The 22,462-nt window shown below is 38.7% G+C and carries 24 protein-coding genes; 8 read left to right on the forward strand and 16 right to left on the reverse strand.

Annotated features, from left to right (window positions below; translation table 11 throughout):
- Positions 1–96 precede the first annotated feature (96 nt).
- Positions 97–1,239, forward strand: a complete 1,143-nt coding sequence (gene ald, locus NSQ61_RS11200) for an alanine dehydrogenase (protein WP_340807005.1) — start codon at positions 97–99, stop codon at positions 1,237–1,239.
- Between the two features lie 422 nt (positions 1,240–1,661).
- Here ald and NSQ61_RS11205 read toward each other — a convergent pair whose 3' ends face one another.
- From NSQ61_RS11205 to NSQ61_RS11220, 4 genes are all read right to left on the reverse strand, one after another.
- Positions 1,662–3,155: a leucyl aminopeptidase gene (locus NSQ61_RS11205; protein ID WP_063387071.1), complete on the reverse strand. Its 1,494-nt coding sequence runs from the start codon at positions 3,153–3,155 to the stop codon at positions 1,662–1,664.
- Positions 3,156–3,245: 90 nt separating this feature from the next.
- On the reverse strand, positions 3,246–3,863 hold the full coding sequence (locus tag NSQ61_RS11210; RefSeq protein ID WP_063387072.1) for a 3D domain-containing protein: 618 nt from the start codon (positions 3,861–3,863) through the stop codon (positions 3,246–3,248).
- A gap of 217 nt (positions 3,864–4,080) precedes the next feature.
- On the reverse strand, positions 4,081–4,398 hold the full coding sequence (locus NSQ61_RS11215; protein WP_063387105.1) for a YuiB family protein: 318 nt from the start codon (positions 4,396–4,398) through the stop codon (positions 4,081–4,083).
- A gap of 826 nt (positions 4,399–5,224) precedes the next feature.
- Entirely contained in the window at positions 5,225–6,448 is a 1,224-nt protein-coding gene (locus NSQ61_RS11220) for an NAD(P)/FAD-dependent oxidoreductase (RefSeq protein ID WP_186439306.1), read from the reverse strand.
- A gap of 284 nt (positions 6,449–6,732) precedes the next feature.
- On the opposite strand from NSQ61_RS11220, the gene NSQ61_RS11225 reads away from it, so the two are divergent.
- Positions 6,733–7,725, forward strand: coding sequence for an NAD(P)/FAD-dependent oxidoreductase (locus tag NSQ61_RS11225; RefSeq protein ID WP_063387074.1), 993 nt, complete (start codon positions 6,733–6,735; stop codon positions 7,723–7,725).
- 785 nt (positions 7,726–8,510) lie between these two features.
- Here NSQ61_RS11225 and NSQ61_RS11230 read toward each other — a convergent pair.
- From NSQ61_RS11230 to NSQ61_RS11240, 3 genes are all read right to left on the reverse strand, one after another.
- Positions 8,511–8,873, reverse strand: coding sequence for a HesB/IscA family protein (locus tag NSQ61_RS11230; RefSeq protein ID WP_063387075.1), 363 nt, complete (start codon positions 8,871–8,873; stop codon positions 8,511–8,513).
- Between the two features lie 63 nt (positions 8,874–8,936).
- Entirely contained in the window at positions 8,937–9,809 is an 873-nt protein-coding gene (gene dapF / locus NSQ61_RS11235) for a diaminopimelate epimerase (RefSeq protein ID WP_066249227.1), read from the reverse strand.
- A gap of 350 nt (positions 9,810–10,159) precedes the next feature.
- On the reverse strand, positions 10,160–10,396 hold the full coding sequence (locus NSQ61_RS11240; protein ID WP_063387077.1) for a YuzB family protein: 237 nt from the start codon (positions 10,394–10,396) through the stop codon (positions 10,160–10,162).
- Between the two features lie 223 nt (positions 10,397–10,619).
- Between NSQ61_RS11240 and NSQ61_RS11245 the strand changes: the two genes are divergently transcribed.
- Positions 10,620–11,690: an NAD(P)/FAD-dependent oxidoreductase gene (locus tag NSQ61_RS11245; protein WP_340807010.1), complete on the forward strand. Its 1,071-nt coding sequence runs from the start codon at positions 10,620–10,622 to the stop codon at positions 11,688–11,690.
- 210 nt (positions 11,691–11,900) lie between these two features.
- Here NSQ61_RS11245 and NSQ61_RS11250 read toward each other — a convergent pair whose 3' ends face one another.
- Entirely contained in the window at positions 11,901–12,224 is a 324-nt protein-coding gene (locus NSQ61_RS11250) for a YuzD family protein (protein ID WP_066249224.1), read from the reverse strand.
- 121 nt (positions 12,225–12,345) lie between these two features.
- On the opposite strand from NSQ61_RS11250, the gene NSQ61_RS11255 reads away from it, so the two are divergent.
- Positions 12,346–12,609, forward strand: a complete 264-nt coding sequence (locus NSQ61_RS11255; RefSeq protein WP_375338782.1) for a NifU family protein — start codon at positions 12,346–12,348, stop codon at positions 12,607–12,609.
- A 33-nt stretch (positions 12,610–12,642) separates the two neighbouring features.
- Here the strand turns inward: NSQ61_RS11255 and thrB are convergent, their stop codons facing one another.
- The 5 genes from thrB to yutH form a co-directional block, all read right to left on the reverse strand.
- Positions 12,643–13,563, reverse strand: coding sequence for a homoserine kinase (gene thrB / locus NSQ61_RS11260; protein WP_063387081.1), 921 nt, complete (start codon positions 13,561–13,563; stop codon positions 12,643–12,645).
- Entirely contained in the window at positions 13,560–14,621 is a 1,062-nt protein-coding gene (gene thrC / locus NSQ61_RS11265) for a threonine synthase (RefSeq protein WP_063387082.1), read from the reverse strand. The genes thrB and thrC overlap by 4 nt, the downstream gene beginning before the upstream one ends.
- Positions 14,618–15,916: a homoserine dehydrogenase gene (locus NSQ61_RS11270; protein ID WP_186439305.1), complete on the reverse strand. Its 1,299-nt coding sequence runs from the start codon at positions 15,914–15,916 to the stop codon at positions 14,618–14,620. Before NSQ61_RS11270 ends, thrC begins: the two co-directional genes overlap by 4 nt.
- Before the next feature lie 147 nt (positions 15,917–16,063).
- Positions 16,064–17,023 (reverse strand): 2-hydroxyacid dehydrogenase, encoded by a 960-nt coding sequence (locus NSQ61_RS11275; RefSeq protein ID WP_340807013.1) that lies wholly within the window; start codon positions 17,021–17,023, stop codon positions 16,064–16,066.
- A gap of 138 nt (positions 17,024–17,161) precedes the next feature.
- A complete protein-coding gene (yutH, locus tag NSQ61_RS11280) occupies positions 17,162–18,145 on the reverse strand; it encodes a spore coat putative kinase YutH (RefSeq protein ID WP_340807015.1) in 984 nt (327 codons plus the stop codon).
- Between the two features lie 213 nt (positions 18,146–18,358).
- Between yutH and NSQ61_RS11285 the strand changes: the two genes are divergently transcribed.
- Positions 18,359–18,841, forward strand: a complete 483-nt coding sequence (locus NSQ61_RS11285) for a phosphatidylglycerophosphatase A family protein (protein ID WP_063387086.1) — start codon at positions 18,359–18,361, stop codon at positions 18,839–18,841.
- A 50-nt stretch (positions 18,842–18,891) separates the two neighbouring features.
- Here the strand turns inward: NSQ61_RS11285 and NSQ61_RS11290 are convergent, their stop codons facing one another.
- Both NSQ61_RS11290 and hepT read right to left on the reverse strand, forming a co-directional pair.
- Complete coding sequence (locus NSQ61_RS11290; RefSeq protein WP_063387087.1) at positions 18,892–19,659, reverse strand: TIGR01457 family HAD-type hydrolase; 768 nt, start codon at positions 19,657–19,659, stop codon at positions 18,892–18,894.
- 27 nt (positions 19,660–19,686) lie between these two features.
- The gene (gene hepT / locus NSQ61_RS11295; protein ID WP_094245252.1) at positions 19,687–20,124 is read right to left on the reverse strand and encodes a type VII toxin-antitoxin system HepT family RNase toxin; all 438 of its coding nucleotides are present in this window, start codon (positions 20,122–20,124) and stop codon (positions 19,687–19,689) included.
- A 583-nt stretch (positions 20,125–20,707) separates the two neighbouring features.
- Between hepT and NSQ61_RS11300 the strand changes: the two genes are divergently transcribed.
- Positions 20,708–20,974 (forward strand): DUF3055 domain-containing protein, encoded by a 267-nt coding sequence (locus tag NSQ61_RS11300; RefSeq protein WP_340807017.1) that lies wholly within the window; start codon positions 20,708–20,710, stop codon positions 20,972–20,974.
- A gap of 58 nt (positions 20,975–21,032) precedes the next feature.
- Complete coding sequence (locus NSQ61_RS11305; RefSeq protein ID WP_063387090.1) at positions 21,033–21,314, forward strand: hypothetical protein; 282 nt, start codon at positions 21,033–21,035, stop codon at positions 21,312–21,314.
- A 62-nt stretch (positions 21,315–21,376) separates the two neighbouring features.
- Here the strand turns inward: NSQ61_RS11305 and NSQ61_RS11310 are convergent, their stop codons facing one another.
- A complete protein-coding gene (locus NSQ61_RS11310) occupies positions 21,377–21,652 on the reverse strand; it encodes a YutD family protein (protein WP_063387091.1) in 276 nt (91 codons plus the stop codon).
- Positions 21,653–21,766: 114 nt separating this feature from the next.
- On the opposite strand from NSQ61_RS11310, the gene NSQ61_RS11315 reads away from it, so the two are divergent.
- Positions 21,767–22,399 (forward strand): YhcN/YlaJ family sporulation lipoprotein, encoded by a 633-nt coding sequence (locus NSQ61_RS11315; protein ID WP_094245251.1) that lies wholly within the window; start codon positions 21,767–21,769, stop codon positions 22,397–22,399.
- The last annotated feature ends 63 nt before the right edge of the window (positions 22,400–22,462 follow it).

A 22,462-nucleotide genomic window follows, 5' to 3' on the forward strand; every position in this document is an offset into this window, starting at 1 on the left:
AGAAACAATAAAATGGACAGGTACATGAAAATTCCGACTCATTGTTGGTACATATGGAATATTAAAACGAAATTATACTATACAGGAGGGATTGCAATGATAATTGGTGTACCGCGGGAAATTAAAAATAACGAAAATCGTGTAGCCATTACACCAGCTGGAGTTGTTTCATTAGTCAAGGCAGGTCACCGTGTACTCGTAGAAGAAAGTGCAGGTCTTGGAAGCGGAATTCATGATGAAGAATATATTCAAGCAGGCGCCGAAATTCTTCATGATACAAGCAAGGTTTGGGAAGCAGATATGGTGTTGAAGGTCAAGGAGCCGCTTCAAGAAGAATATAAATATTTCCGTGATGGTCTTATTCTGTTTACTTACTTGCACCTTGCAGCTAATCCTGAACTGACAAAAGAGTTGAAGGAATCCGGTGTGATTGCGGTCGCTTACGAAACAGTTTCTGACGGTCATTCGTTACCCCTGTTAACACCGATGAGCGAAGTGGCCGGTCGTATGGCAACACTGGTTGGAACGCAATTTTTACAAAAACCGTACGGCGGAAAAGGTATTCTATTATCCGGTGTTCCAGGCGTTGAACGCGGCAAGGTCGTCATCATCGGCGGCGGGGTAGTCGGTACAAATGCTGCAAAAATGGCTATCGGTTTAGGAGCTCATGTAACGATCCTTGACGTAAGCCCTAAGCGTCTTCGGGAATTAGATGATCTTTTTGGCAACGACATTCAAACGCTCATGTCTAACTCCTATAATATTTTCGAAGCAGTAAAAGAAGCGGATTTAGTCATCGGTGCTGTCTTAATCCCCGGTGCAAAAGCGCCAAAGCTTGTGACTGAAGAAATGATAAAATCGATGAAACCTGGATCAGTCATCGTTGATGTTGCCATTGACCAGGGCGGGATTTTTGAAACGAGCGATCATGTCACCACTCATGACAATCCGACATATGTAAAGCACGGAGTCCTTCATTACGCAGTTGCGAATATGCCGGGAGCAGTTCCGAGAACATCTACGTTCGCCCTTACTAATTCGACCATTCCATATGCATTGCAAATAGCCAACAAAGGGTTAGTAGAAGTAATCGCCAAAAACGAAGCGATCAAATTAGGTGTCAACGTTGCCAACAAAGAAATAACGTATGAGGCAGTCGCCCGCGATCTTGGGTACAATTATGTTCCTGTAGAAAAAGTTTTTGAAAAAGAGTTCGCAAATATGAATTCTGCCACATAATACACATATATTTTCGACTTACCTTAAAAGAAGGAAAACAGTTCTCCGCGAATCTATTATCAAAAATGCAAAAAAAGCCGCTCTCTTTTGAAAAGCAATAAAAAATGCGCACTTATAGACATGTTAAGTACTGGGCTAATCGTGCACAATACAGACCAAATCAGGATAAATGTGCAGCAATTTGTTAAGTCAGAATGTGCCGACACATTATCCTAATTTGGTGTTGCTTCCGACAACATACATGTCAGAAAGAAATCAATCCACGATTTTCAAGCATACTGAATGGGTCATCTTTTTTACAAAATAGATTCCGTCTCTCTCCTATATTGAATTGCGGCTCCTGCCGAAAAACTGAAACAGCAATAACATTTCTGACATAAAGCCTAATCTGCAATAGTTCAACCGAATGATGGATGACTCCATCATGATTTAATCGGCACGAATTTTTCCACAAAGGCCGCCAATGTTCGAGTCATCACACCAGTTGCTCCTTCAGGTCCTAGAGGGCCTTTCTTAGCAGTAGTGGATGTCCCGGCAATGTCTAAATGAACCCATGGCGTATCTTCAGCAAATTCTGCTAAAAAAGCACCGCCCATTATCGCATGTCCTTCCCGGCCAGGGGAATTATTCAAATCCGCCATTTTACTGTTTTTTACCCGCTCACGGTCATCTTCAAAAATTGGCAATCTCCATATTCTTTCATTACATTCAACAGACGCTTTCAAAAGCTGATCATACAGTTTTTCGTTGTTCGTCATCGCACCTGTTGTGTGCTTTCCTAGAGCAACAATAACTCCACCGGTTAAAGTGGCAACATCGATAATGTATTTCGCTCCATGCTGCTTTGCATAAGTGATGCCATCTGCAAGAGCTAAACGCCCTTCAGCATCTGTATTTAAAATTTCAATTGTTTTTCCGCTTAATGACACGATGACATCATCCGGTTTCATCGCTCCGCTGCCAATCATGTTGTCAGTAGCCGGAATAACGGCTACAACATTTTGTTTCGGTTTTATTTCACCGATAATTTCCATCGCTCCTAAAACGGCTGCTGCTCCTGCCATATCAGTCTTCATGTTTACTAACCCATCTCTAGGTTTTAACGAGTAGCCCCCAGTATCGTAAGTAATTCCCTTGCCGACTAAACCAATCGCATCGTCCCAAATCTTTTTTCCTTGGTATTTTAACACAATCATTTTAGGGGGTTCACTGGAGCCTTTATTTACCGCCAATATCCCCCCCATGCCCATTTCCTCCATATCCTTTTTTTCAAGGATTTCGATCTCAAAAGAATATTTTTTGGCCAGTTCGATGGAATAATTCGCGAGTTCTGTCGCAGTTAATAAATTTGAAGGCATGTTCACAAGAGTTCTTGCCGAATTTGTTCCTCTTCCATAAACATAACCGGCAGTTAAGGCTGCGTTTATTTTCGCTTTATCTGCATCTGTCAAAACATGAACAGCTTCAATGCTTGATTCGCTGCTGCTTGATCGTTGTTTATAGTTTTTTATTTTGTATGTAGAAAGGGCAAACGCTTCCGCTAGTGCATGAGCTGCATCTACCTCTTCCACATCTCCTCCAATAAAGGTAGAAAGCTGTACGCTTACAATCTTTTTCTGATCTTGTTGAACAGCTTGAAACGCATGCCCAAAAGCTTCCATTGCCTTTTGGAACGTGAATTCTTTTTCTTTCCCAAGCCCGACAAAATAAATTCGTTTTACGTTTTCAGCATCGAATGTATATAGTTTTGCGACACTGTTTTTCGCAGAAGAAATTTCACCTGATTTTATAAGCTTGGTGAGTTGATTGTTCAATTTTTTATCCAGCTCCTGCAAAGCTTTTGACAAATTTCCGTTTTGCTTAAAAAGGCCAACAATTAAACTTTCCCCTTCTAAACCGTCTAGTACTTTAAACATTTTTCCACCTCCTTCAATTATTATACGAGGTCGAATAGAACTTTGCTTTATTTTCAAACCAAAAAATAAAGCCCATCCCTGTGGGATAAGCTACCGTTGTCTAAAAACTTCCATCGTTTTATTTTCGTTTAATTTTTTTAATTCCTCTTCTGTTAACGTTCCGTTTCCTTTTTTAACTAAATAAACATCCACTTTTTTCTTTCCCCACTGATTGTAAACATCTTCTACTGTTTCATAATACAAATCAAGCCTATTGCCTTTAATCGCAGCACCTTTATCTGCAACAACTCCGTAGCCATATCCGGGTACATAAAGTATCGTTCCGATCGGAAAAACGTTTAAATCTGCTGCTATAGTGGAAAAATGATCCCTTTTTACTTTAACACCTGAATAAGTAATTCCATATTCAGGGTGACCAGGATGTTTTCCTGTCGACTCATATCCGGCTGTATATCCGGTAGCCACAACTGTTTTTTTTGGATACTTTGATAAATCAATGGATTTTTCCATCGTCTGTCCTTGATTTGCATGATTAATATTTTTTGCAACGGCTTGTTGGGAATTTTCTCTTTGATTATATTGTTTGATCACCCATTTTGTCAGTTCATCTGCTTTCACACCTGAAATGGTTTCAAAAGTTGTTAAAAACGCCCCAATAAACAACAGACTCATCATAATTCTTCTAGTCCACATTTTTATACTCTTCATTTTTTCTAATTTCACTCCTCTCACCGTCTATTTGTTTCCAAATCGCAAACAAAATATACGTTGGAGGAGCTTTTGAAAGGAGTGTATTTTTCAATACATTCCGACATGTATAAATTTTCCAATAAATTAAAAATAAAATATAGGCACTCAAATAACATTGTTTTAACAAAAAAGCGTTTTTTTTACATAAAAAAGCCTTCCGATTATACGGAAAAGCTTAAAACATTTGATATCCTCTTGCTCGAAGCATTCGAATGACAATCCCTGATAGAATCGCGCCTACCATCCCGCTTCCTAAAATGAGAATGTCTGCTACGGCAAGAGAGGCGATTTTTTCACCTAACAGAGAAAATGATCGGCTAGGTGATTTGAAATAATCAAAAAAATTCACTTCATCAATTAAAAAAATACATACTAACGGATAAAGTATCGCCATTATCCATGACATTCTTAAAAGCATATTTAATAAAAAACCGATTCCAAAAAATAAAACTAAGAACAGCAGCATGGAAATCAACAGCACCGGTATGTTCATCATCGTGACCTCACCCTCAGAAAACTGTCGTATTATTATTAAAAGTTTTTATGTGGTTTAATAAGGATAAAACTTGACCAGCCTTTGTTAATTTGCCAGATCTTCTTACATGTGCCAAACCTTTAAAGCAGCAAATCGATAAATTGTTACCTTAATTATTAACCTATTTATTCCAATATATCAAGTACAAGATTGAATTTAATCGGCATAAATCAGCAAAGCAAGTTTGACATGCACACAAAAAGGTTCTCAGTAGGCTCTCCAACCTTTGAGCAGTTCAAAATTTATACAAAAAAACTGGAAGTTTCCCCAAACGTTTCAAAATGCCAAAAATCACCTTTAAGAAAGATTGTCCTAATGTACAGTGCTTTGTCTGTTTTTTACTCATGTGAGATGCTTTTGTGCTAGTACCATAAAGAGGGATTTGGCTTCAACATTTAAGAGAGAACTTTCATTCCTTCAAGCACAAAAAAGACGGTGTAAACAAACAAAAGAAGCACAAGAACTTGAGAATAAAACGAAGAACTTTGAAGGAAATATCGGGTATAGCTGTCCGACAGACCAAATACATCAGGCTACTATATAATTGCAGATCAGCATGGCGATTTTATGCTGAATCGAACCCTCTAATCGCAATCAGCATAGCGAGCTCTTTAATTTAATTTGTTTAAAAGCTTATTACTACGAAAATTCAATAAATACAGAGCGGCTCCTTCTCCAAACATTTTACTTTCCTGCTTTAAAAGAAATTACAAAAGCTGTTCATGTTTATAAAACATTATTTTAAAAGAGCAAAAGCCCTTAAGCCTTTGCTCTTTTCTTCAGCTTAAAAAAATTTGAATTTTCCTTTTTTCAACACGAGACCTGCTCCGCCAACCATATATAATGCGCGGTTATCAATCATTTTCTTCATGAAGGATGCTTTTGTACCGACCATTTTTTTGCCTAACGCAATACCTACTGCATCATCTTCTCCTAGAGAAGCAACAGTTCCTTTAATATCTGGCTTAAATGGTTCGAGTTCTTTTTTACCGCGAATTAATGCAGCTAAATTTCTCGCACAAACTTCTCCCTGCTGCATTGCAATTTGCGCTGTCGGCGGATATGGACGATTGATTTCCTCATTAATAATTAATGAACAGTCTCCAATAATAAACACATCATCATGTCCTGGTGCGCGCAAGTCTTTCTCTACTTTTACGCGGCCGCGCATTGCCTCAAAACCAGATTCTTCAATTACACTGTTTCCGCGCACACCAGCCGCCCAAATTACAGTGCCTGCTTTTATTTCTTCCGTTTGATCGTCTTTCCCAACAATAATTCCTTGTTCAGTACATTCTTTTATCGCTGTGCCGATTCTAAACTCAACACCTTTGCGCTGCAGTTGATTGACTGCGTACTCCACAAGTTCAGGATCGAAACCTGGAAGTGCTGTCGGTGCTGCTTCCACACAAATAATACGGACTTTTTTAGGGTCAATATCATACTCTCGGCAAAGCTCAGGAACACGGTTGGCAAGTTCGCCTAAAAACTCAATTCCAGTGAATCCTGCACCGCCGACTACAATGGTTAGACGTGTATCATCTTTTTCTTCTTCTGTATTGTATGTAGCAAATTGATATTCAATATGCTCTCTAATTTGTCTAGCAGAATTAATGTTCGAAATCGTGAAAGCGTATTCTTTTAACCCTTGGATTCCAAACGTTTCCGGATGAGCTCCAAGAGCGACTACTAAGTAATCATAGTTAAGCTCGCCATTTTCAAGAATGACTTTTTTCTCATCTGTTTTAATTAATTTTACAGAATCTTGCACAAAGTTTACTTTGTTTGTGTCAATTACATCTTTAATTGGATAGCGGCATCGGTCGTGATGAAGGGTGCCTGCAGATGCTTCATGCAGCCATGTTGTTTCATAATGATAATCATGCTTATTGACAAGTGTAATATCAGCTTCGTTCACACTCACCATTTTTTGAAGACGTGTTACGGTCATTAATCCTCCATAACCGGCACCTAAAATAACAACTTTAGGATTTCTCACAAGACACACCAACCTTTTCCGTAATTTTTAAAGCGGTCAATTCTAGACTCACTTTTCACATAATTTGTGAAAATATTCACGATCTTGGACAAAAAATTATAAGGGCAAAATTGTCAATAAAATTTAACATCTTTTTACCTATAGTCATGATATCCGTTTGTGTCCAACTTTTCAAGTTTATTTTTAAGCTAAATGTTCAATTTTATAAATCTTTAAATGACAGAATTTTTGTATTTTTACAATCTTTTTTTTATGATATGATTAAAAAAGATTAACAAGAGGGGGAATCGTCTGTGAAAGAGGACAGCAAAGTCTACGATATAACGATTATTGGCGGGGGACCTGTCGGGATGTTCACAGCTTTTTACGGAGGAATGAGGCAGGCTTCCGTTAAAATTATTGAAAGCCTTCCACAATTAGGAGGGCAATTGACAGCGCTTTATCCTGAAAAATACATATATGATGTAGCGGGGTTTCCAAAAATTAGAGCTCAAGAATTAGTCAATAATTTAAAAGAACAAATTGCCTTATTCAATCCAACCGTCTGCCTTGAACAGGAAGTTCAGGAAGTTGAAAAACAAAGTGACGGGACATTTAAGTTAACGACAAATTCAGAAATACATTATTCAAAAACGATTATCATCACTGCCGGAAACGGCGCATTTCAACCACGTAAACTTCAGCTGGAAAATGCTGAGCAATTTGAAGGGAAAAACCTGCACTATTTTGTAGAAGATTTAAACTATTTTGCAGGCAAAAAGGTCGTCCTGTTTGGAGGCGGCGACTCAGCTGTTGACTGGGCGTTAATGCTTGAGCCTATTGCAGAAAAAGTAACGGTTGTCCATCGAAGAGATAAATTTCGCGCGCACGAGCATAGCGTAAATCAATTAAAAAATTCTAAAGCAAATATATTAACACCTTTTGTTCCTGTTGAGCTTATCGGCAAGGATCGAATTGAACAAGTCGTAGTCGAAGAAGCAAAAGGAGATCGGAAAGAGATTATTGATGTAGATGAAGTAATTGTCAATTTTGGCTTCGTTTCCTCTTTAGGCCCTATCAAAAACTGGGGGCTGGAAATTGAGAAAAATTCGATTGTTGTTAACTCAAAAATGGAAACAAATATTCCGGGAATTTATGCTGCCGGAGACATCTGTACTTATGAAGGAAAAATAAAATTAATTGCGACTGGGTTTGGCGAAGGTCCAACAGCTGTAAACAATGCCAAAGCTTATATTGACCCAAGCGCAAAAGTTCAGCCAATGCACAGCACAAGTATGTTTAATTGATGAAAAAAGATGTGGGTGTCTAATAAGTCATTTTTTCGGCTTATTGACCCCCTCTTTAATGTTTTAGAAACGTTGATATATCGGTGCTTATGATTTTTTGTTTTTCAATGGGGATTTGACTTTCTGAACAGCTCCCTTACAGCGGGAATAACAAGCAAAAGTAAATTTTATTGGAAAGAATAAAGGCTGTCTCGTAAAAGGTCATTTTTTATGACCTTTTGAGACAGCCTTTTTGTCAAGTACTTTTCTAAAGAAACCAGACTGCATCAAGAAGAAGGGGCTTATCGGACAGACCATTTTTCCTTTGTTTATATCCTTCAGAAGTTTTATAAATGACTTTTCTTATGCTCTCTTTCTTCATTAAGTTCTTCAAAAGTTTTATGACGGATATTCAACACATACAATTGCTTCTTGTTGGACTTCATTGCCTCTATGAAGGACATTTACAAATTTTATTCCTTTATTTTTATCCTTCACAGTAGCTCCAAAATCCTTCATTTTAGGAACTCAACGGACAGCCCTATCTTTTTTCAACTTTCATCGGTGATTCATATAGTCTTTCGCACGGTCTTCCATGATGAAAATCTGTGATCTGCAAATATCCTCATTTAATTCTCTATCACTTTTAATAAGTTGCATTTAGCCGTTTTTCCCATAAAAATATCCTAATAAAGCAGACTTTTTCTTTTTGGGATTCCACTTTATTAGGATATATTTTATTGTGAGTATAGAAAAAGTTAAGGAATAAAGCGATCATTATGCTTGGCTTCAGGAAAGAATCTTTTTTAGCACTCTTCCGGTGTTCCAGCGTGTGTTGCAGTTCTAAAGGAGGCGCCGCAGCCGCAAGACGCAATCGCATTAGGGTTGTCTATCGTGAATCCTCCACCAAGCATCGATTGTTTATAATCAATCTTTGTTCCCTTTAATATAGGGGCGCTGTCTTTATCCACTAAAATCCGAATGCCGAATTGTTCAAATTCGTGATCATCTTCTTGTTTTTCTTGTTCAAACCCGATGCCGTATGAAAGTCCAGTGCAGCCGCCGCCTTTCACACCAATACGCAAATAGGCGCCTTCTTCTTCATTTTCTCTCATCATATCTTTTATTTGAAAAGCTGCCGCTTCGGTAAGCATAACAATTTCAGACATGACCCATCCTCCTTTTCATTAATTTTTGAGTCACTTTTAGTATACCTTTTCAGAAAAAAACTCTCAAATTTCTGAACCGGATTCATAATAATAGGTCCCCGTGCAAACCGTTTCAGCAGGTCCTTTCATCAAAATGTTCCCCTCGTCAGTCCATTTAATAAATAAATCGCCGCCGGCAAGATGGACAACTGTTTCTTTGCCTCTTGTTGTTTGCTCGTTTAATACGGATGCGACCACTGCCGCACATGCTCCGGTGCCGCAAGCTTGTGTGACACCTGAACCTCTTTCCCATACTCGAAAATGAAGCTCATGGTCGTTGACGATTTCGACAAATTCTACATTTACCCCTTCTGGAAATCTTGCATCTTTTTCGACAATCGGTCCCAATGTTGTTAATGGAGCTTTCTCAATATCGTCTACAAAAAAGATGATGTGTGGATTTCCCATCGAAACCGCTGTGACTTCATATTTCGAGCCGTTAAATTCCATGATTTCACCAATAGCTGTTTCATCTCCGTTTCCGGCCATCGGTATTTCCTTTTTTAACAGCTTAGGGTGACCCATATCAATTGTGACGCTTGATACTCGTCCATTTTCTTCATGGACTTCGGCTTCAACCAAGCCAGAAAGTGTTTCGATCAAAAACTTTTTCTCTTTTACTATGTTATGCTCATAAACATATTTTGCGACACAGCGCAAACCGTTTCCGCAGTTTTTTCCTTCTGAACCGTCACTGTTGAAAATTCTCATTTTCACATTCGCACGTTCAGATGGAAGAATTAATATTAGCCCATCTGAACCGATGCCGGTATGAACGTTCGCAACTTTTCGCGCAATATCTGGCAGGAGATGCTCCGGAAGCGTTTCTTCGAATCCATTTACATAAATATAACTGTTTCCTAATCCATGCATTTTTGTAAATTGAAAAGTTTCCATCTTTTCCTCCAAAACAACAAAAAATTTGTTTTTATAAGTATAAAACGTTCAAAATTTGTTGACAATAAAAATATCCCCCGTTTTCATATATAAATAAAAGCTCCTCGGGAAATATAAGAGGGGCTTTTATTTTTTATATCATCAGCCTGCCGCTTCAAACACCTTGCTCATACGTAAAAAAAGACTCATCCGCAAAGGCAAGCGTCGTACTGAAAAACAATATTGAGATTCATTCTTACATTTTATAATATGCTCTCATACCTCGAATGAAATATTTAGAGACAGGATCAAAATCAGGAGAATCAAAAGCTTGTCTCCCTTTTAATTTAATCACTCACTTTTATTTTCTATTAAAACATTGGATTTTCTTCTAAAAATTGATAAATATTTTCCACTAGCTCTTCTGCCGTTTCCCCTTCTACCGCTTCTCCGTTTACAAGGGCAAAAAGCGATTCGTAGCATTGGCCGCAATACCCTAGGCAGCTGTATTCAACTATATCTAAATTAGGATCTTTTTCTAATTGTTCTAATGCTTTTTGTGAACCGTTTGCTAAGTTGCTGACACAAAACTCTATAATTGGTTTCATGTGAATTGTCCTCCTTCTATACTCAGTAGCCTATCATAATGCTTTTTTTCTTCATTGTCAAAGCATTGAACTTCAAGGTTCATTTAACATTTTGCCATAACAATTGTGCTATTTTTCCTTAAGTATGTTGTGATTTATACATAAATTCGTTATACTTTTAGTGGCATTTGTTACGATTGTCACAGTTTTGGGGTAAACATTTGCAGGGAAAAGGGGAATCGCGATGAGAAAGTTACTGCTCCTCGGAGGCGGCTATGGCGGCATGAGAATTCTTCACAAGCTGCTTCCCAATAACTTGCCGGATGGTGTCGAAATAACATTAGTGGATAAAAACCCTTATCATTGTTTAAAAACGGAATACTATGCGCTGGCTGCGGGAACGATTTCAGATCAGCATGTGCGCGTGGCCTTTCCAGAACACCCGAAATTGAACGTTCATTACGGTGAAGTCACGGACATTGACCTTGAACAAAAGCTTGTACATTTAAAAGATCAAGCTCCAATCACGTATGATGATCTTATCATCGGTTTAGGATGTGAAGACAAATATCATAATGTTCCGGGTGCTGACAAATATACTTGCAGCATTCAAACAATCGATCAATCACGTGAAACGTATCAAAAGCTGAACAATTTAGGAGCAGGTGCAACAGTCTGCATAGTTGGAGCCGGATTGAGCGGCGTTGAATTGGCAAGCGAACTGCGTGAAAGCAGATCCGATTTAAAAATCAAGCTGTTTGACCGCGGAAAAGTGATCTTATCAAACTTCCCGGAACGATTAAGCAAATATGTCCAAACATGGTTTGAAGAGCACGGGGTTGAAGTAATCAACAGCGCCAATATTACAAAAGTTGAGCCAAATATGGTTTATAACCATGATGAACCGATTCCTTGTGATGTTGTCGTTTGGACCGCAGGAATTCAACCGAATTATGTCGTAAGGAAATTGAATGTTGAAAAAGACCGGCAAGGACGGGTTATTTTAACAAAATACCATCATCTTCCTCAAGATGAACATGTGTATGTTGTTGGAGACTGTGCAAGCCTTCCTTACGCACCAAGTGCTCAACTTGCCGAAGCGCAGGCTGAACAAATTGTACAAGTATTGCTCAAAAAATGGAACAACGAACCTCTTCCAGAGGAACTGCCGCCGTTCAAATTAAAAGGCGTTCTCGGTTCTCTCGGAAAAAAATCAGGTTTTGGGATGGTAGGAGATCGCGCACTCACTGGACGTGTGCCACGTCTTTTAAAATCAGGAATTCTTTGGATTTATAAATATCATAGTGGAGCATGAGAAAACCGGGCGTTCATTTGTACGTCCGGCTTCTCTTTTTCCGGAACTCTTTCACTGGAAAATATAAATCAAGAGAAATACAGTTGTCTATTATTTTGCATGCAAAAAAACGAAGCAGCGTTTTTTTTTTAGCGGATCTGTTCTTTTGGCTTGAAGAAATCGACAATGCACTTTTTCTTTCACAGTTCTGGATGACGAGTAAACTCTTTCTTACACAGGTTGGTAACCATGTTTTTCCATCTCTTGAAAAATCCTTTTTATCTTTGGATTTCCTTCTCCTACTACCACTCCATTTATGACAACAAGGGGATAAAAATATTCTTCCTTCACGATTTGATCGGCTATTTTCTTTTTCTCTTCATCTTCCGGAGGACAATATATATCAATATATGTGATGTCAAATGGCTGATCTGGATATTTTCTAGTCAGTGCTGCTTCCAGCCATTCAAATGTATCTTTTGCTGAAGGCGAATTTACACAGCTTGGACATAAGTTTTCTGCACCATAAACACAAATTTCTACCGGTTTTCTCATGTTTGTTCTCTCCTATTTAATAAAATGATGATCTCCTAGATTATCCATATTAGATTTAAAAAAAATGTGATACAATGAATTTGAAACTTACAAATAGATTTTATCGCTCATTTTGAATATAATGATGGATAAGAAAGGAGTCGATAGTATGTCAGATGTTCAAATAAAAGAACAAGTACAGGAAGTTTTAGATAAGCTGCGCCCGTTTTTGCTTCGTGACGGCGGAGACTGCGAATTAGTTGATGTTGAAGAGGGCATTGTGAAATTGCGCCTTTTAGGTGCGTGCGGGAGCTGCCCAAGTTCTACCATTACCTTGAAAGCAGGTATTGAGCGGGCTCTGCTGGAAGAAGTTCCAGGCATCGTAGAAGTAGAACAAGTATTTTAAAGAAACAAACCGGCGAAAAGCCGGTTTGTTTCTTTATATCAAGCTTTCAATATGAGTAAACCAAGACTTTGTCCCTTCATAATCAATTTCTAGCTGTGTTACTTCACAATGAGGAAAAGCCTCTTTTAGTTTAGGACGCAATGAGTGTCTCATGCCTTTTGGAGCAAAACACAATATCGTTGGACCTGCACCGCTCAATACAGTCCCGTACACACCGTGCTCTTTTCCTATCTTTCGAACAGCTGACAGTTCAGGAACTAGACTTTCCCTATACGGTTGATGGAATATGTCCATTTCCATCATTTGGCCTGCCAATTCCCAATTATTATTCATGATGCTCCCAACAAGCACATTGCTGATCGCACTGGCTTTCACCGACTGCTGAAATTTAAATGTCTTCGGCAAAACGCCTCTAGAATCCTTCGTATATAAATAATATGGCGGAATAACCGCGATAATATCCACATCCAGATTATCCACTTTTACAAAATATGTGTGGTCATCTGTTAAATAGCCGACCACTAGACCGCCTACTATAGAAGCTCCGGCATTATCCGGATGTCCCTCAAACTTGCTGGCAAAATGAATTTTTTCTTCATCGCTCAAATTCAGTTTACAAACACGATCGCAAAGCTCAATCCCTGCTGCAATGGCGGCCGCGCTGCTTCCGAGTCCTCTTGTCATCGGAATATCACTTGAAATTTCCACATAACATGCAGGAAGATTAACACTATGTTTTTCTGCTAGCTTGGAAGCGACTTTATAAATTAAATTCTCTTTCCCTTCCGGTACGTTTGCTACTTCTTCACTTACCGGCTTAAATGTCCAATTTTCCGCAAATGTAACGGCTAGTGTTAAATAGCGGTTTAAAGCGAGCCCTACAGAATCAAAACCGGGACCAAGATTGGCTGTACTTCCGGGAACTTGAATTTTTAACATGTCTCCTTCTTTCATACATGCCCATCTCCCTTGAGATGGTCCATCACAGCTTTCTTTTCATTAGGCAGCACGATCGGCTGGATGGATGACACATCGATCGCAGTATTCGGATCTTTTAATCCGTTGCCGGTCAATACTGCTACAACTGTGCTTCCTTTCGGGATTTTCCCCGAATTTACATCTTTCATCACTCCTGCAATAGATGCACTTGAAGCAGGTTCAGCAAAAACGCCTTCCGTTCTTGCAATTAATTGATAAGCATCCAAAATTTCTTCATCTGTTACCATATCGATCTTTCCGCCTGATTCATTGGCAGCATTGACAGCAAATTCCCAGCTTGCTGGGTTTCCAATTCGAATGGCAGTTGCCACTGTTTCCGGATTTTCAATCACTTGATTTTTTACAATGGCTGCGGCGCCTTCCGCTTCAAAACCGTGCATTTTTGGAAGCCCTGTTTGGTGCCGCTCATTAAACTCTTTAAATCCTTTCCAATATGCTGTAATGTTTCCAGCATTTCCAACCGGAATCGCCAAATAATCCGGAGCTTTTCCCAGCTGTTCACAAATTTCAAACGCCGCTGTTTTTTGCCCTTCAATTCGGTAAGGATTTACAGAATTGACAAGAGTAATTGGCAGCTCTTCACAAATTTCACGAACCATTTTTAAGGCATCATCGAAGTTTCCTTCAATTGCAAAAATTTCTGCGCCGTACATAACTGCTTGGGCAAGCTTTCCAAAAGCGATTTTTCCGTTCGGTATAACAACAATGGAACGCAATCCTGCACGTGCCGCATAGGCGGAAGCAGCTGCAGACGTATTTCCAGTTGAAGCGCACATTATAGTTGTGCTTCCTTCTTCCACCGCTTTTGCAACTGCCATCACCATACCGCGGTCTTTAAATGAACCGGTAGGATTCGCTCCTTCTGTTTTCACATACAGCTCAACGCCTAATTTTTCAGATAATTTTTCTAAATGAATGAGAGGAGTATTACCTTCGTTCAATGTCAGCATCGGTGTTTTGTCCGTTACTGGCAAAAATTCTTTATATTTTGCAATTAGTCCATTCCATTTCATAATAAGCCGTTCCCTTCTACTCGATACGTACTTTTAACTTCCTTAACAACCTGCAAATCTCGGAGCTCCATTAAAATTTCCTCAAAATCTTTTTTCGATGCTTTATGGGTAACGATGACAATTTCCGCTAAATCTTTATTTTTCAGAGGTAATTGGAGAATTTTCTCAAAGCTTACACCTCTGTCTGAAAAGAGGGATGTAATTTTTGAAAAAGCTCCAACTTGATCTTCTACGTGAATTCGTAAAAAGTATTGGGCAAAAATTTCTTCAGGTGCCTTCAATTGTTTCTGATATTGCGGGGCTACGGCGCTTCTTCCATTTACACCTAGACGCATGTTTTTCAATACGCCTACTAAATCCGAAACAACAGCGGTTGCAGTTGGCAAGCTTCCTGCGCCAGGACCGTAAAACATTGTTTCCCCTACTGCTTCGCCGTACACATAAACCGCATTATATTCATCTTGGACGGAAGCTAACGGATGATGATCGGGCAGCAGTGCAGGCTGTACACTAACTTCAATTTTATCACCGCTTCGATGGGCGATGCCGATTAATTTCATCGTATAGCCGAGCCGTTTACTGTAATCAATATCCTCTTGTGTAATATCCGTTATCCCTTTTACTTCCACATCTTCTAAATCTACTTCCATAGAAAATCCAAGTCTTGCCAAAATCGCCATCTTTCTCGCTGCATCCAAGCCTTCTACATCAGAAGTCGGATCAGCTTCTGCATATCCTAATCTTTGCGCTTCCTTCAGCACTTCTTCATAAGGGGTTCCGTATTTTGACATTTTCGTTAAAATAAAGTTTGTCGTTCCGTTAACAATCCCCATCATTTTTGTAATCCGGTCTGACGCCAATCCATCTACCAATGTACGCAGAATCGGGATGCCGCCTGCGACACTTGCTTCATAAAAAAGATCGCAGCCGTTATCCGTCGCTTTTTTGAGCAACTCAGTTCCGTACACTGCCATCAAATCTTTATTTGCCGTCACAACATGCTTCTTCCGATTTAATGCTTCAAGCAAATATTCCCGCGTTTGCTCAATTCCCCCCATGACCTCAATAATGACGTCAATATCCGGATCTTCTATTACCTCATGAACATTTGTCGTTAATTGGGAAGGTTCTACATGAACGTCTCTTTTTTTATTTGTATTTTGAACAAGAATTTTTTTTACTTTCACGGGGCACCCGATTAAATGAATGAGCTTATCCTGGTGGTCTTCAATGATTTTTACTACTCCGCTACCAACGGTGCCTAAACCGAGCAGTCCTACTGAGATTGATTCCAACCAATTCATCTCCCTTATGTTTATTTATAATAGACAATTGTCTGCCGTAAAAAGACATTAACTGTTTTATAAGACATTATAAATTTCAATGACTGATTTTACAAGAGAAATTTTCATCATCCGCATATGTAAACGCTTTTTGGGCGTTTAAACAACGGCTGTTTTCGGTTTCTCGCCCGTTAACACACGTTGAATATTTTCGACGCAAAGTTCGATCATTTTTATGCGGGTTTCCCGACTCGCGCTGCCGATATGCGGAAGTGCTACAACTTGTTTCAATGATAAAAGCGGATGATTGGAATCAATCGGTTCTTCTTTAAACACATCCAATCCACAACCAGCGATTTCACCAGTTTTTAGAGCATTATACAAAGCGTTTTCATCAACAGATGCTCCTCTGCCAGCATTAACAAATATTGCACTTGTTTTCATTTTTTTAAAGGCTTCCTCGTCAAACAAGTTTTTCGTTTCATTTGTTAATGGTGTTAAATTAACGACAAAATCGGCTTTCTCTAGCAATTCATCAAATGTGCAGTATTTCGCTCCAAGCTCTTTTTCCACATCCGGTTTCTTTGAACGATTATGATACAAAATTTCCATATCAAATCCTTTTGCCCGTCTCGCAACAGCTTCTCCAATTTTCCCCATCCCAACGATCCCAATCGTTTTATGATGGATATCGCTTCCTGCCAACAAAAATGGAGACCACCCTGTCCATTTTCCTTCTTTTACATACTCCGCAGCTTCAACCAATCTTCTTGCCGCTGCCATTAACAAAGCAAAGGTTAAATCGGCAGTCGTATCTGTTAGTACATCCGGTGTATTAGTTACAGTCACGCCGTACTTTTTCGACGCTTCGAGATCGATATTGTCATACCCGACTGCTAAATTAGCAACGATTTTTAATTTTTTGGCTTTTTGAAGCAGTTCTTCATCCACCCGGTCTGACAGCATTGTAAGCAGAGCATCAGCTTTTTTGGCCTTTTCCAATAATACAGACCTCGGACATGGAGAATCCTGCTCCCACATGTCGACAACTCCGATGGAACGAAGAGGATCCAATAGGTTTTCTGGCAGTTTTCTTGTTACAAAAATATATTGGGTCACTGATTCATCTTCTCCTTCTTCTAATAAATAGCTATTGTTTTGAATTGATATGACAAAATCAATGCTTTGTTCGAAACAGCTACAAGATTTTAGCTGCTTTCTTTTTTATGATACCACAACAAAATGCGACTGAACCTTTTATAACCATGTCAAAGCCGGCAATACAATTTGCTTTTTCCTCAAATATATCATAGATGAAAACGAAGATAAAAATTGCTCATATTGCGAAGATGTTTGCAAAATTTTTTCCATTTGAAATTGCAGAGAATCCCTTTCTTCTTCCTCTGCAAGATAATAGTTTTCAACACATTCAAAATAATGAACAGGAAACAAAAGCCTGCTAAAAACTAACCGCCAAAAAAAAGAGGATAACGGAGACGCTCGGTCGTATTCTGCCAAAAAAAGCTCATCAATTGTTTGCCTTCCTGTCAGAAAATCATACCTTAAACATTCAGCAATATCTCTTCCTCCATGATCAAAAACGAAATCAACAGGCAATGAAAATGCGTTTTCCCATATTTCTCTCGTAAAACGTTGATGACATATGGTGCCGGAATCAACCGGCAATGGTCGATCATCAAGCTCAGTATCCGCTAAATATTGGATGGCATTTTCGCCTAAGCCTAAATAATATGGAAAGGATTCAATAAATAGCTTGTCAAAGGCGTGATGAGGCTTTGAAGCAATTTGAATACTCCAAAATTGCTCCATTTGATCGATCCGCCTTGCCCATAAATTTCTCCATTGCCCAATTCGATTCGAATGAACGGGAGTAAAAGGCAGCCTTCTGCCAACTTCGTGAAAAAATGACAGCTCTTTTCCGAGAGAAGTTATATTAAGCCGCTTTGTTTGTTGAGGTATTTGAAACACAGCGTAGCGCGTTCCATTATGTTCTGCCGTAAGATCCCCATTTACAGTTAATAAAAACGAAGCAGCTTTTCTCTCGTTAGTCATAAGGAGATAACGACTCATTTCATACAGTTCATAAAGCTCCTTATGGTCAATATGTGAAACAGCAGCAATAAAACCGATATTTCTTTTTGTTTTAAACCCCTGCCATTGACCAATTGAAAAAAAGTCGAGTACATCTATTCCATAATGCTTTTTTAAAAGCTCTTTCATTCCTAATTCCCCCTATAAATCCATTGTTCAAAAAAACACCCCAATATAAATAATGAAAAAATGCCATAAACTATAACATGTAGAAAAGCTTTTGTGTATACAATATAAAAAAGATGTTGATGCTTTTTGAAAATTTAAGCAAGAATTTATTGAAATCGGCGTCACAGCCGATTTCAGCACTTTCATATACTTGTAAAAGATAGGGTGAACGACATGGATAAAATAGAGCAAACTGCAAGAAAATGGCTGAAAGATAGAGGAGTTACACCGGATGACATCGCAGAGCTCGTCTATTTTTTACAGCAGCAATATTATCCGAACTTAACAAAAGAAGACTGTTTACAAAACGTGGAAAGAGTTCTTTCGAAAAGAGAGGTTCAAAATGCCATTTTAACCGGAATTCAATTAGATGTTCTAGCAGAAAAGGGGGGTTTACAGGAGCCTCTTCAATCGATCATCCAATCGGATGAAGGATTATATGGAATTGATGAAATTCTTGCATTTTCCATTGTGAATATTTACGGATCAATCGGGTTTACGAACTATGGCTATATCGATAAACAAAAGCCTGGTATACTTGCTCATTTAAACGATAAAAGCACAGGTAAGTGTCATACTTTTCTAGATGATATTGTCGGAGCCATTGCAGCGGCAGCTTCAAGCCGGCTCGCCCATCGATCCACTGATTCACAGTAGGGGCAGCGGAGCACCTATTGTGAAATCAGCTGGAAAAGAAAAAGGCTTCATCATAGCACATGCCATTCCGAAAGGTTATTCACTGTATAAGTCGGTTGTATTTCTTTGTGTTTTAAGTGTTCTTTCGTTGTTACGCCTGTATGCACAAGAAGGGTGTCCATCCCTGATTGGATACCTGCCTTAATATCCGTCTCGTAATTATCTCCGACAAGAAGCGTTTCTTCTTTTTTCGTTTTCAGCATTTTCAGCCCTTGCTCTACAATAATTTTTTCAGGTTTTCCGATAAAAATCGGCTGAACATTTGTAGATACTGAAATGACCGATGTAATGGCGCCATTGCCTGGAAGCAGTCCTCGCTCAGTCGGCAGAGCAGTATCCCCGTTTGTTGAAATAAATGTTGCACCTGCACGAACCGCTAAACAGGCCTTGGCAAGCTTTTCATAATTGATGTTTCGGTCAATACCCACAACGACAAAATCCGGATTTTCATCGACGAAGCGAAAACCTTTTTCCTCCAAGGCCTTTCGCAGCCCCTCTTCACCGATTACATATATAGAAGCATTTTGTTTTCTTTCCCAAATAAAGTTGGCTGTGGCAATGCTTGAAGTTAAAATTTGATGCTCTTCCGCCGGAATGCCGAGACTGATTAGTTTTTCAGCTACTTGCTTCGGGGTTTTAGAAGAATTGTTTGTCATAAATAAGTACGAAATTCCTTTTTCCTTCAGTTTTTTAACAAATTCTTCAGCTTCTTCAATTTTTTCTGTACCCCGATACATGGTACCGTCTAAATCGATGAAATATCCTTTATATTTCTTCAATTTTTTTTCACTCCTTCAATCAATCCATTACGGCTTAAAAGCTGTAACTGGTCCAAGTTCATCTTCCAAGTAGGTTCGAACACGATGACAAAAATTTCTCAAAACTTGTAAATGGGTTGATATTGAATCATACAGTTCTTCATGCCGTATGTTTAAATAATCTTGAACGAGCATTTTTCTGTAGGAAATTAATTTTTTTAATCCTTCCGCATCCCTGCTGTCAACGACAGATTCATCTTCTAAAATGTCAATAATGTCTTCATAGCTGCCCGGGTCCCGCATAATAAAACCGTCAATAATTCCGTTTCCGATATCTAAAATCGCCTCAATCAACAATTGGGCAATCCGCTCCAACGCTTTTTTTTCAACATCAGACTCCCACTGTTGATGGCCTTCAAACATGGATACAAGATCTTCTACAAATTTTACAGTATCTTCAATCTTTTTTCTGTCCACAAAATACATATGATTTCTTTCCTTTCTTAAGGTTTTTGTATCCGTTTTTTATTTTACCATACTCGACCATTTGAACTACCTACTACTTTACACACTTTTGAGTTTTTTAAAGCAGAGACACTAAATCCTCTCGTTAGACGGATCGATTTTGGCAAACAGAGCTGATGTTTCTAAAATTTGGATTTCGTGATTGAGCAGGCGTAAGCTTTCCGCGGTTTGATACATCTTGCATGCCGGGTAGAATCCGCTTAGATTTTTTCAATTTAGTAAAGAAATTCCTAAACGCGCACAAAAAATTGCTTTTACAGATGACGATTTTTCATGACAAGCAGAGGAGGATTTTGAATATGACTTTCGTGCCGATTCATGATATGTTTCTCCAATTAACTTCCCCTTCGATACAGAAATCATGGCTGATTGGCAGCAGATGTGCGGGCTGATAAAAAAATTGTGTTATTTTGCTTCTATTTCAACAGAAAAATCGCTATGCGAATCGAAACAGAGGTAAGTTTTCTCACAAATTTGCGATAAATCGTTGTGAATGCATCATCTTATGCTACAATGCAATTATAAGAAACGGAGGTAATGAACCATGGCCGAACGCTTTTTTTTGTATGATGAAACCGTCGAGACAAAAACAAGATTTGTTAGCTTTATGGGAGAAAATCAACGCTTTGATTTAGCCATTATTCAATCGGACCGCTATTACGGAAAATATCTTGTACTAAATTTGCAAAGCAACCGGTTTGCGATCATTGGGGAAGATGATCTTAAAGAACCGGGGTATTTAGAAGATATTTATCAATTAAATGATGAAGACGCAAAAGAGCTTCGGGAGTTTTTATATGAGATCGTCTAATGTATAAATTACCTTCCATGAGGAACGATAATGGTAAAATCATGGACAGGTGAACAAAATGGACAAACAAAATGAATATACTGATTTTTCAGTAGTGGAAACAATGCGAAACTATATTATCCCGGAGGATATGCCGGAAGGCGCCTACGGAGCTCCGCGGGGAAAGGATGAACCTGTGGAGAATAAAAGCACACCTTGGGAAGAAGGTCAGCGTCCATATAGCAGTTTTAACTATGAATTCAAATCCTTGCATCAGAATTTGCCGAGACAATTTCCGGGCAGTCATCCTCCTCATGATGAACCTGATAAAAATGAAGAAGACCCGTATGAAATAAAGTAATCAGGACGGCTGTATGCCGTCCTGATTACTTTTTCACACCCAGATGTTTTTGCATCTGGCGTTTATTTTTTTATTTTCTTTAATACAAAATAAGCACAGCCGAAATTGCAATATTCATACAAATATTCATCTAATGAGCTGATTTTCGTATCATGTGTTGCTTTTTGGTTTTGATCATCAAAAAATCCTCTCAGCCGCAATTGGCTATATCCCCAATCGCCGACAATATAATCATATTTGTTTAAAATTTCACTGTACCTTGCTTTAAAAGCCTCTTCATTAAAACCATTTTTAAAATCTTTTATAAGCTCGTATGTTTGATTAAAAATTGTGATCATTTACAAATTCACCCTCTTCCATATGTTTATCATAAACAAATGATTTCCCTCCATCAATTGCCTGACAACAATTTTTTAAAAGCGGCAATCCTAAAATTATAAGGAGGTGCTGAAATGAAAAAAAGGCTTTTTACTCCTTTTATCATAGCTGCGCTTGCAGCCAGCGGGTGCCAATATGATCAAGAAGGAAAAGGTCTATATAATGAAAACGGGAATACGGTAAACGTGGCAGAAAGAAATGATAATTATAACAGCAATAAAGATTCAGACAGCTTTGGATATGTCCGGCATCAAAAAAGTCCAACAGCCGGAATAGAGAAAGCCACAGTAAAAACTCCTGTCATCAATCGGGAACAATTAGCAGACGTAATCGGAAGGCTTGCCGTCCAGCTTCCAAATGTTCATGATGCTGCTACGCTCGTAACAGATGAAGAAGTTCTTATAGCGTATAAAACCGATTCAAACAACAAATTTGAAACAGCTGACCAAGTGAAAAAGACAGCTGCATCCATTGTTCCGCGTTATTTTCATATTTATGTAACCGATAATCCTAATCTGTTTAAAGAAATCGAATCATACAGCACTCTTGATGGAGAGTCTCCAAATATTAACCGCAATTTAAACCAGACCATTCAGCGCATGTTAAAGTCTCCCCAAGGAAGAAAATTGAATGCTGGTGAAAATGCAAATGGCGAAGGATTCGGAGAAATGAACGAAAGTATTGATCACGACATAAAAGATCAATGAAATAAACGTTGATGCATAGGTGAATTTTTTAGAGGTTATTTACCTATTTTTATTAAAACGGGC

Origin of the sequence: Aeribacillus sp. FSL K6-1121 (assembly GCF_038003725.1) — a bacterium.
GTDB classification, from domain to species: domain Bacteria; phylum Bacillota; class Bacilli; order Bacillales; family Aeribacillaceae; genus Aeribacillus; species Aeribacillus composti.